Below are 10238 nucleotides of genomic sequence, written 5' to 3' on the forward strand. Positions count from 1 at the left end.
GGCCGCCACTACCGATATCGGATCTTCGCCGGCGGACGCTGCCACCCCATACGCCCCACAAGGGTGACGAACACGCAACATCCTGTTAACTTGCGCGCCCCACATGGAGTTGACAGGGTGCCGCGGCGACGTGGGCCGTGTCCGCACTGATACCGCGCACGAATGACTGCTCTCCCGAATCGCTCCACCGCCCCTGCCCTGTCCCTGCTCGCCGCTGCCTTGCTGGCCAGCCTTGCCGCCACCGATATCACCCATGCCGCGCCCGCCGGTCAGGCGGTCACCCTGGATGCGGTGAACGTCACCGCCGCCGACGCCACCGAGGCTGCGCGCCGCGCGCTCGACCGGGTCCCCGGTGCAGGTAACGTTGTCGATATGACCCAGGTCGGCCAGGGCCGCGTCGCCGGCACGGCCGATGTACTGGCCTATCAGCCCGGTATCAGCGCGCAGAGCGCCGGCAATGAAGGCGTCAAGGTCTCCATCCGCGGCTCGGGCCTCAACCGCGCGCCGGGTGCGCATGCCTCCGGCCTGTCGGTCTCGCTGGATGGCCTGCCGCTGACCGGCCCGGGTGGCACGCCGTACGAGCTGCTGGAGCCGCAGTGGCTGAGCCGCGTGGAGGTGCTGCGCGGCGCCAACGGGTTCGAGCGCGGCGCGCTGGCCTTGGGCGGTGCGATCAACTACATCACCCGCAGCGGCCGCGATACGCCCGGGCTGGAGCTGCACTACGAAGCCGGCGCACGCGGGTACCAGAAGCGAGGCATCAGCGTCGGCGGCGTGCACGACGCTGTCGACTATTTCCTGGCCTACACCGACACCGAGTACGACGGCTATCAGCAGCACGCTGCCGGCAAGGGCAAGGGTGCGGTGGCCAACGTCGGCTGGCAGCTCACGCCGGATCTGGAGACGCGCTTCTTCCTGCGCTACCGCGAGACCGATCACGAAACCCCGGGACGCCTGACCCGCGCGCAGATCCGCAACGATCCTCGCGCCGCCAATCCGGCCAACGTGGCCATCGATGCGCGCCGCCCGCAGCCGGGCAGCACCTGGCTCGGCAACACGACCACCTACACCATCGATGACGATTCGTCGCTGCAGGCCGGCCTCGTGTATCACAAGTACCCGATGGACTTGAACGAGAGCCTGTACCGCCAGCAGCTGGACTACGCCAACCTCAACGGCACGCTGGACTACCGCCGCCGGCACGCGCTGTTCGGGCATGACAGCGTGACCACGATCGGCCTGCGCGTCACCCACGATCTGGATGCCAACGTGCGCGAGACCCTGCGCTTTTCCAGCAACGGATACGCTGCCGGCACGCACACCCGCGACTTTGAGCATTACGGCACCGACAGCGTGCTGCACGTCGGCAATGATCTGGCGCTGAGCGACACGCTGCGCCTGCAGACCGGCATGGCGTTGATCCACACCCGCCGCGATGTGCAGGTCACCTGGCCGGCGACGGCGGAGAAACTGTCCGAGCGCCAGTGGGATTACGCGCCGCGGCTGGGCTTCACCTGGCAGCAGACGCCGCAGACGCAGTGGTTCGGCAACCTGAGCCGCTCGGTGGAACCGGCCCACCCGTGGTCGATGATCTGGGGCTCGAACCAGTACTTCGCCGCCGGCAACGGTGCCTCCACCGGCCGCCAGCGCGCGCCGGTGAACCTGGACAACCAGACCGCGACCACGCTGGAACTCGGTGCCCGCGGCGACAGCGCACTCGGCCGATGGGAGCTGACCGGCTATTACGCACGGCTCAACCACGAACTGCTCACCGTGGAAGTGCAGCCGGTGCCGAACCTGTTCATCGCCGAATCCAACGCCAGCCCGACCGTGCACCGCGGCATCGAAGCTGGTCTGGACAGTGCGCTCTGGCAAGGCGTCGGCGGGCGGCTGTCGTTGCGCCAGGCCTACACCTTCAGCGATTTCCGCTACCGCGATGATGCGCGCTTCGGTAGCAATCGCCTGCCCGGCCTGCCACGCCACTACTACCAGGCCGAACTGCGCTACGACCACCCGGCCGGCTTCTACACCGGGCTGAATACCGAGTACGCGTCGAAAATGTTCGTCGACTACGCCAACAGCATGGCCGCCGACAGCCATGTGATCTTCGGCACCCGCATCGGCTACGACGCCCCCGGCGGTCGCTGGCAGGCTTGGGCGGAGTTGCGCAACCTGACCGACCGCCACTACGCCGCCACGGTCACGCCGGGCTACGACGACGCGGGCAAGGATGTCGCGCGCTCGACGCCCGGTGATGGGCGTGGTGTGTATGCCGGGGTGCGCTGGCGCTTCGATTGAGCGCTGCGGACGGCGCGGTGCCTCACACCACCGCGCCGATCTGGAACATCGGCAGATACAGCCCGAACACCGTCACCAGCGCACCGCCCAGCATCGCCAGCACGCCCAGCACGGCCGTCAGGTGGGGGCGATACAGACCGCCCGGGCCGCGAAACCACTGCAGCAGCACCAGCACCGGCGCGATCCAGGCCCAGCCATACCCGTGGATCAGCGCGCGCGTGAGCCACGGCAGCGCCACGCCGAAGCTGGTGAACACCTCCTGGAACTGCGGCACCACAAAGAACCCGATGGCGGTCATCACGATCGCGGTCAAGCCACTGCTCAGCACACCCACCGTCAGCAGGCCGTAGCCGCGCGAGGCGGGCCGGAGCGAGGCTCGTGCCGCCACCGAGTAGGGATTGTTCATCGTCAACGCGCCTGCGCCCGCGCGATGGCCGCTTCGGCCAACGGTACCATCCGCGCATAACCTGCCGGCGTGGGATGCACGCCGTCGGCGGCCAGTTCCGGGTCGAGGCCGCCGTCTTTGTTGGTCATGGCCGTGTGGTAATCCAGATAGACCAGCCCCTGCTGCTCCGCATAGGCACGCAATGCCCGGTTGAGCGCCGTCACCTTGCCCGCAGGTTGCACGCCAGGTTGCCACGGGTAGTCGCTGACCGGCAGCACAGACGCCAGCACGATGCGGATGTTGTGCGCTTGCGCAAGCTCCACCATCGCGTGCAGGTTGTCTTCGATCATCGCCTGCGTGGCCGGCCCGGTATTGCCCGCGATGTCATTGGTGCCGGCGAGGATGACCACCACCGCCGGCTTCAGGGCGATGACATCCTGCTGGAAGCGCAGCAGCATCTGCGCCGTGGTCTGCCCGGAGATGCCGCGGTTGACGTAGGGCTTGCCCGGGAAGAAGCGCTCGCTGCCCGTGGGCCCCCAGCCTTCGGTGATCGAATCGCCGTAGAACACCACGCGCTTGGTCCCCGGCGCGACCGGCGCCAACGCCGCATTCTCGGCCCGGTAGCGCTGCAGTTGCGGCCAGTCCAGCAGGCGCTGCTGCATCTCCGTGACCTGCGCGGGCGTCGCCTGGTCGGCAGGCACCCGATACAGCGGATTGGTCGCAGCTGATTCCTGCGCCTGCGCACTCGGATGCAGGGCGCACGCGGCGAGCGTCGCGGCAAACACGGTGGAACGGATCAAGGCGGTCAAAGCGCGGCACTCCGGTTGCGGCAGGCCGACAGTCTCAGCGATCGGCGACCAGGGAAACAAGCTGCGCTGCGACGCGATCAAACGGGCTGATGTCGCGCGTGGCCCGGCTCATCGCCACCGCGCCCTCGATGCTGGCGATGATCATGGTGGCAATGCCGTTTGCCTGCTCGGGCGAGCGGCCACCGCGGGCCAGCGCTTCGGTCAGACGGGCTTCCCAGCGCGCGAATACCGCGGCCGCAGCCCGCCGTGCATCGTCCGGGGCATCGTCGATCGGCTCTTCGACCGCCGCCGCAAGCACCGGGCAGCCCACGTGGAAATCCGAACGGATCAAGCGCTCGCGCCACGCTGCCAGGAACAGGTACAGCCCGTCGGGGGCCGCTCCCTGCAGGCAGGTATCGAGCAGCGCATCCACCTTGGCGCCCGCCAAGGTCGTGGCTTCGGCCAGGACCTGCTGCTTGCCGCCGGGGAAGTGGTGGTAGGTGGAGCCGAACGGCGCCTGCGCGCGCTTGGCGACCTCACGGACGCTGGAGGCATTGAGTCCGTAGGTGGCCAGCATCTCCGCGGCCGCAGCCACGACGCGCTGCGGTGCATCGGAATGACGTGCACTCATGAGCCGGACTCCTTGCTAAGACGAGTGTCATAGATTAGCGTATTTCTATTATGACACCTGTTATAGATGAGCGCCCCTGCCCATGAATCTCTGGTTCCGCCTCCTGTTTCTGCTGCTGTCCTCGCCATTCCGAGCCAAACTCACCGCCCCGCTGGCCGTGTCGCGATTGAACTTCCGGGTGCTGCCCAATGACATCGACAGCAACCTGCACATGACCAACGGTCGTTACTGGACGATCTTCGATCTGGGCCGGCTGGACCTGGTGTTCCGGATGGGCCTGGGCCGGGTGGCGTGGCGCTCCAAATGGGCCCCGATCGTCAGTGGCGGCAGCATCCAGTTCCGGCGTGAGCTCAAACCATTCCAGCGTTTCGTGCTGGAGACGCGGCTGGCCGGCTGGGTGGGCACGCGCATCATCATGGAGCAGCGGGTGTTGATCGGCGAGGATGAGAAGGTCGCCACGCGCGCCCTGCTGATCACCGGCATCTACGACCGCCGGCACCGCCGCTTCGTTTCCACAGATCAGATGATGGAGGCCATCGGCGCACCTGTTGTGCCCTCCCCTGAGCTGAGCAAGGCGGCGCAGGCATTGCTTGCTGCCGAGACGGCGATGAAAGAAGACTGATGCTGACGGCTCGCAATCCACGCAACGCATCGACACTGGATCTTGGATAGACTTCATCTACAGGGGTAAACAGCCAACGACAGATGAATCGCACCGTACACGGACAGAACGGCATGACATGGGCGCAATGGAAGCGCATGCATGTTGAAAGACTCCGTCATCCAGCCAATTTTGAAGCGCTGTTTGTAGACCGCGTTCTTTCGCGCATCGCATTGATTGACCCTGAGGACGTGGTACCGCAGTACGCGTTCGTCGATGACGCCGGAAAACGGCGACGTATCGACTTCATGATTATCAATCCTCACAAGGGCTATCTGCTTCCGATCGAGCTGGATGGCGCATCCAAAGACCCGACTCCGGGCAAGTGGGTTGATTTCCTTGATCGCCAGAACGCCGTCGTCAGGAGCTTTGGAACCATCCTGCGGTACGCCAATCTGAAGATGCTCAACAATCCAGATGAGATCATCAGAGAGGTATCCGAGCAGCTCTTGTCGCAGGCATCCAGAGTGTCCGCCCGCGTAGTTCAGAGCGATGCCACGTACGCAATCGCTGCTACACCGGATTCAGCGCCATCGCCTTCGACCCGTGCGTCCCCTGCTCCCGCCGGGAGTGCGTCAGTGCAGATGCGTGCCCCGGCAGCGACAGGGATGCGTGCGCTGCTTACGATCTGCGCCTTGATCTTCGGTGGAGTGGGCATGTTGGTTCTCGCTCGACACCTGAGCTCCGGTGAGCCAACCACGGTTTCCCCCGGCACTACTGGCGCCGCCTCTTCCAACGCCGCGGTCACCGTATCCGCTGGGAAACCGGACAGGCCCGCACCCCATTCAATAGCCGCATCCGAGGCCGGCGCACACGTTGGCCAGTTCCGTGTCGTATGCGGACGACTGTCCGGCGTCCGGCGGATATCGTCCGGGCTGTTCATCAACTTCGACTACCCCTATCCGGATGAAACGCTGAGTGCCGTGATATGGGCGGATCATCTGCAGACTGTCAGCCCCCCCTCCTTTGAGACGGGGGTGCATCTCTGTATCGAGGGGACCATCAAAACCTACCGTGGCAAGCCGCGCATCGAGATCGAGAAAGATGAGCAGATACTCCGTTGATTCAAAGGTGGTGCGCGGCCTTTCGCTGCTGATGCTCGCGTTCGCCGGCATGATCCCCGTCAAGGCCGAGGACCGAATTGAAGCCAGCAAGGCCCCGTTCCACGTGGGCAAAACGGTGCTCGCCTGCGGCAGCGTTGCGCAGGTCACTCAGCAGCCGAAGGTCATTTACCTCAATCTTGACCGCCGCTTCCCAGATCAGACGCTTGGCCTGGTCGTATGGCAAAGCGACCGTGCTGCCTTTGAATCGCGCCTGGGGTCACTTGCCTCTCTGCAGGGAAAGCGCGTCTGTGCACGTGGCAGGATTGAAGACTTCCGCAACAAGCTTCAACTGGTGATCAAGAATCCACAGTTCCTGAGATTGATGACCAACTGAGCGGAGAGTCCCGCACCGCATCAGTAAGGGCTGGTGCGGCTGACTGCCCACGATACTGGCGACACTCAGGGCACACGCCAACGCAGAACATCCGCCTTGGTAGTCATCGCCTGTTCGATCATGCGCAGACACCTCTCGTCTGGACTGATCAAATACCACTGCTCGCTGTTGCGCAGCAGCGGCAGATCGGCGCGGTGATCGGTGTAGGCGACGCGCCACGGCGGCGGATAGCCGCGCTCGGTCAGCATCGGAATCTTGTTCTCGCCCAGGCAATGGCGCCCGCTGACCCACCCGCCCAGGCAGGGGCGCAGGGTGGAGGCGACCAATGGGGCGTCCTGCAGACCCTCGCGTTCGAGCAGCGCCTGCGCCAGCGGCTGCCAACACCCCGTGGCGATGACCACCTGGTCGCCCTGCGCGAGATGGTTGCGCAGCCGTTCCACACCCTGCATCAGGAACACCGGCTCCGGTCCGCCAAACACCTCGTCGGCATGCGCGACCGCAAGCGCAGCCAGCGCCTCACTGCTACGCCCGAACGTGGCCATCCAGACCGCGAAGCGGACGGGCAACCGCCGCGTGTGCGGCAGCGCCCAAAGTGGAACCAACACCGGCAGCGCCAGCACCACACCGCCGATCCGCCACGGCTGGCGTCGCAGCAGCGTTTTGAAGAACCGGCTTGCGGTCTCCCATCGGGTCAACGTCAAGTCGAAATCGAACACCACCACAGTACGGCCTGACATCCGTATCAGCTCCTTTCAGAAGACGCCTTGCACCAGCAGTTTGTCATCATCGGTCGGTGTGAGCACCAACCCGTAAGCCTCGTTTCCGCGATGGAAGCCTGCCGAGCAGATCGCGTCCCAGCCCTGCCCGCAATCCACTTCGGGATGCGCGGCAAAGACGGGCGTGCCCTCGTTGTCGGGCGCGGATGCGAGCCATCCGGCCTTGATCAGCAGCGCCTTGGCCTGCGCGTACGGCATGCCGACGGTAATACCGATCTGCGTCCACGCTGCGGGCAGCGACGGTGCATCAGCGGCATGCACGTGGCCGGCAGACAGCAGGAGTACCACGGCCAGGAACATCGATTTCATCGGCATCACATCAACATCATGGCTACACAGGATAAAGCGCAGAACCCATCAGAACCCATCCAGTGTCCGCAGCAATGAGCCAAAGGTCAGATAGAACGAATTGTGCCCACCCTGCGCGCGGCCGTAGCCGAGGAACACCGGCCCCAGGAACGTATCGGCGCCGACGAACAGGCTGCCTGCGGTCTGCATGCCATCAAGGCTGACATCCTCGCGGCGCTGCCAGAATCCGCCCCACTCCACACTGCCGCCGACGTACAGCGGGATGGTCAGCAGCGAATCGGCGTGCGCGACGCGACGGTAATACACCACCCGGGCCAGCGCGGTCTGCGGCGCGAAGATGGATTCTTCCGGATAGCCGGACAGATTGCCCAGCCCGCCCAGGAAGCCGTAGGTGGCCAGCAGATCATCGCCGCCGTGCGCGGAGGACGCACGCAGCCCACCCAGCCAGCGGTTCTGGCCGTGTGCCCATGCCCCATCCCACTGCACCCGCGTCACCGCCGCCGAATTGTCGGTGCCGAGCGCATCGAGATAGTGCTGGCGCGTCAGTGACACGCGCTGGCCGCGACTGGGGAAGGCCGAGCTGTCGATCGAATCGTGGCGTAGCTGCCAGCCGAGGCTGCCCATGTCCGCGCGGTAATTGCCCAGCTCGGTGGGGTTGCCGACGTCCAGGCGCAGGCGCTCACGGCCCCGCTCGCCGAACAGCGCGATTTCCCAATCCGGATGTGGCGAATACGCCCAGCGCAGTCCACCCAGCCACTGGCTGTAACGGAACTCGGCGAGTGCGCCGCCGCGCATCAGCGCCAGGTCCAGATCGGTGGCGCGGTATTTGGCATAGGTCGACAATGCATGCCGGCCACTGCTGCCGAACGGCCGGTAGTACTCGGCGAACGCCTCTTCCACTTCGCCCAGCCCCACGCGCAGTTTGAGCTCGGCGCCCTGCTCGCTGAGGCCGGTGCGGGTCAGCTCCGTGATGAGCTGGTAGTTGCTGCTGCCGTCGAAATCATCGGACAGGCGCAGCGCGAAGTGCAGGAAATCCGGTCCCCAGCGTTTGTCCTGCGGTGCGAGCACCAGGCCCTGCTGACCGTCCCGCTCCTCCAACCGCCACTGCACCTGCTGGTAGCGGCCTTCGCCGTACGCCGTGGCGACCTTCTGCTCCACGCGGTCCGGCGCCAGCGGTTGACCGACCTCCGGCTGCAGGCGCTGCTCGATGTAGCGTGCGGTACGCGTTTTATCGCGCAGCACATCGATGAAGGCCACGATCGGCACGTCATACGCCGGCGGGCGATGCTGGCGCTGGAAGGCGGCGTAACGGGTGTCGTCCACCTGGAAGCGACGAACCGCCGCGACCTCGGCCTGCGCGGCCTGCTCACCGACGCCGACCGCCTGTGGTGAGCGGTTGAAATCCTGGCTGCCCATCTCGCCCAGCGGCGGTGTGATCAGCAGATCCTGCGAGCCGAGCGTGGCCAACTGCGCGAGTACTTCGCGCTGCATCAGCACGCTGGCCATCTGGTGGCTGATCGCCAACGGTGAATCCAGCTGCGCTTCGGTCATCAGCGGCGAGCCGACCCGTGACACGATCAACCGCTGCGCTCCCAGCCGCCGCGCCTCATCGATCGGCACGTTGTCGACCACCCCACCATCGACCAGCAGATGGTCTTCATAGCGGACCGGCGCGAACACGCCCGGCACCGACATGCTCGCGCGGATGGCCAACGTCAGATCGCCTTGCGCGAACACCACCTTCTCGCCGCTGACGATATCGGTAGCGATGGCCCGGAACGGAATCGGCAGATGATCGAAGTCGTTTACCTGCCAGGTCGGCAGCAGCAGGCGGCGCAGCAGCATCTCCAGCTTCTGGCCTTGGATCAGCCCCTGCGGGAACGCGATCTTGCCGTTGCTCAGGCCGACTTCGACGCCGCCCAGCAGGCGCAGGTCATCTTCCTTGCGGCGCATGCTGCGCTCATCGCGTGGCGGTTTGTCGCGCAGCACCTCGGCCCAGTCGATCCGGTCCAGCACCGCCTCGATCTCGTCGGCCGTGTAGCCAGAGGCATACAAGCCGCCGACCACCGCGCCCATTGAAGTACCGACGATGCAATCGATCGGCACGCGCTCGCGCTCGAGCACCTTGAGCACGCCGATATGGGCCGCGCCGCGGGCACCGCCACCGCCAAGGACCAGGCAGGTGCGGGGGCGGTCGGGATCCTGCGTTGCCGAATCAACGGGTGTGGGAGCGGTCTGCGCCACCGCCATGAGCGGGGCGCACGCCAGCGCTGCCAGGACGAACAGCCAGCGGCTGCAGCCACGTCGCGTGGCCCTGCCGGTGGCGTGTGGTTGTGTCTGCCGCATTCGATCCCTCATTCCCCGATACCCGTCATCCCCTTGAAGCGCACTTTGCCTGCCGGGACCGGCGAGGTCCACCCATCGGGCATGGGGCCGGCGTTTCAACTGCCACTGGAAAGAAAGCCCACCAGTGCCACGACCAGACAGACCAGGCCGCCAGCCAGCGGCAGATAGGTGGCCCATACCGGCGCCCCTTGGCCAAGCGCGAAGGCGACGAACGCTTCCCGCATGCTTCGGCCGGTCAGGAACGGAATGACGATCAACGCCAGCAGGGGCAACAGTGAGGCAAGGCCAAAGCCGAGGAATGCCGGCCGGTGATCGTTGCTGGCAACTCCGCCCAGCAGGTACAGGGCCACGCCACTGAACAGCCCCACGAAGAACAGGATGTTGGCGACCCGGATCGTGGTGCGGTGACGGCGCCGCAGCGCGGCCCGGGACCAGCCACGGTACTGCGTCTGCAATCCCCTCGCCCAGTACCCGACGAGCCATGTGGCGATGATGCCGCCGACGACACCGCTGCCCGCCGGTCCCCAAGACTGGATATCCATGCCTGCGTCCTTGTGGTCTGACCCGAGTGTAATTCCATCACCGGCCCGGAATGCAGAACGGGCCCCCC

11 protein-coding genes are annotated in these 10238 nt (G+C 65.8%); 4 read left to right on the forward strand and 7 right to left on the reverse strand.

Going from position 1 to position 10238, the window contains the following annotated elements:
• Positions 1 to 162: 162 nt before the first annotated feature.
• Complete coding sequence (locus ACE026_RS05845; RefSeq protein ID WP_486038315.1) at positions 163 to 2295, forward strand: TonB-dependent receptor family protein; 2133 nt, start codon at positions 163 to 165, stop codon at positions 2293 to 2295.
• A gap of 22 nt (positions 2296 to 2317) precedes the next feature.
• On the opposite strand, the gene ACE026_RS05850 is transcribed toward ACE026_RS05845, so the two are convergent.
• The 3 genes from ACE026_RS05850 to ACE026_RS05860 are packed head-to-tail and all read right to left on the reverse strand — an operon-like array spanning position 2318 to position 4099.
• Positions 2318 to 2701, reverse strand: coding sequence for a hypothetical protein (locus tag ACE026_RS05850; RefSeq protein ID WP_486038316.1), 384 nt, complete (start codon positions 2699 to 2701; stop codon positions 2318 to 2320).
• Between the two features lie 2 nt (positions 2702 to 2703).
• Positions 2704 to 3489, reverse strand: coding sequence for an SGNH/GDSL hydrolase family protein (locus tag ACE026_RS05855; protein WP_486038317.1), 786 nt, complete (start codon positions 3487 to 3489; stop codon positions 2704 to 2706).
• 34 nt (positions 3490 to 3523) lie between these two features.
• The gene (locus ACE026_RS05860) at positions 3524 to 4099 is read right to left on the reverse strand and encodes a TetR/AcrR family transcriptional regulator (RefSeq protein ID WP_486038318.1); all 576 of its coding nucleotides are present in this window, start codon (positions 4097 to 4099) and stop codon (positions 3524 to 3526) included.
• A gap of 82 nt (positions 4100 to 4181) precedes the next feature.
• On the opposite strand from ACE026_RS05860, the gene ACE026_RS05865 reads away from it, so the two are divergent.
• From ACE026_RS05865 to ACE026_RS05875, 3 genes are all read left to right on the forward strand, one after another.
• Complete coding sequence (locus ACE026_RS05865) at positions 4182 to 4721, forward strand: acyl-CoA thioesterase (protein ID WP_486038319.1); 540 nt, start codon at positions 4182 to 4184, stop codon at positions 4719 to 4721.
• Positions 4722 to 4804: 83 nt separating this feature from the next.
• A complete protein-coding gene (locus ACE026_RS05870) occupies positions 4805 to 5824 on the forward strand; it encodes a hypothetical protein (RefSeq protein ID WP_486038320.1) in 1020 nt (339 codons plus the stop codon).
• A complete protein-coding gene (locus ACE026_RS05875; protein WP_486038321.1) occupies positions 5805 to 6197 on the forward strand; it encodes a hypothetical protein in 393 nt (130 codons plus the stop codon). The genes ACE026_RS05870 and ACE026_RS05875 overlap by 20 nt, the downstream gene beginning before the upstream one ends.
• A 65-nt stretch (positions 6198 to 6262) precedes the next feature.
• Here the strand turns inward: ACE026_RS05875 and ACE026_RS05880 are convergent, their stop codons facing one another.
• The 4 genes from ACE026_RS05880 to ACE026_RS05895 all read right to left on the reverse strand — a co-directional run.
• Positions 6263 to 6934, reverse strand: coding sequence for an HAD family hydrolase (locus ACE026_RS05880; RefSeq protein ID WP_486038322.1), 672 nt, complete (start codon positions 6932 to 6934; stop codon positions 6263 to 6265).
• A gap of 15 nt (positions 6935 to 6949) precedes the next feature.
• Positions 6950 to 7282 carry a hypothetical protein gene (locus ACE026_RS05885; RefSeq protein WP_123729636.1) on the reverse strand — a complete coding sequence of 111 codons (333 nt, stop codon included), beginning with the start codon at positions 7280 to 7282 and terminating at the stop codon, positions 6950 to 6952.
• Between the two features lie 48 nt (positions 7283 to 7330).
• The gene (locus tag ACE026_RS05890; protein ID WP_486038323.1) at positions 7331 to 9628 is read right to left on the reverse strand and encodes a patatin-like phospholipase family protein; all 2298 of its coding nucleotides are present in this window, start codon (positions 9626 to 9628) and stop codon (positions 7331 to 7333) included.
• Positions 9629 to 9723: 95 nt separating this feature from the next.
• Positions 9724 to 10238, reverse strand: a 515-nt coding sequence (locus tag ACE026_RS05895; RefSeq protein ID WP_486038324.1) for a hypothetical protein, incomplete at its 5' end; no start/stop codon positions are given.

The sequence above is a fragment of the Stenotrophomonas sp. AGC87 genome (assembly GCF_057333975.1).

Coding starts and splice junctions, on each gene's coding strand:
- ACE026_RS05845 (WP_486038315.1), top strand. CDS start 163: ATGACTGCTCTCCCGAATCGCTCCACCGCCCCTGCCCTGTCCCTGCTC.
- ACE026_RS05850 (WP_486038316.1), bottom strand. CDS start 2,701: ATGAACAATCCCTACTCGGTGGCGGCACGAGCCTCGCTCCGGCCCGCC.
- ACE026_RS05860 (WP_486038318.1), bottom strand. CDS start 4,099: ATGAGTGCACGTCATTCCGATGCACCGCAGCGCGTCGTGGCTGCGGCC.
- ACE026_RS05865 (WP_486038319.1), top strand. CDS start 4,182: ATGAATCTCTGGTTCCGCCTCCTGTTTCTGCTGCTGTCCTCGCCATTC.
- ACE026_RS05870 (WP_486038320.1), top strand. CDS start 4,805: ATGAATCGCACCGTACACGGACAGAACGGCATGACATGGGCGCAATGG.
- ACE026_RS05875 (WP_486038321.1), top strand. CDS start 5,805: ATGAGCAGATACTCCGTTGATTCAAAGGTGGTGCGCGGCCTTTCGCTG.
- ACE026_RS05880 (WP_486038322.1), bottom strand. CDS start 6,934: ATGTCAGGCCGTACTGTGGTGGTGTTCGATTTCGACTTGACGTTGACC.
- ACE026_RS05885 (WP_123729636.1), bottom strand. CDS start 7,282: ATGAAATCGATGTTCCTGGCCGTGGTACTCCTGCTGTCTGCCGGCCAC.
- ACE026_RS05890 (WP_486038323.1), bottom strand. CDS start 9,628: ATGCGGCAGACACAACCACACGCCACCGGCAGGGCCACGCGACGTGGC.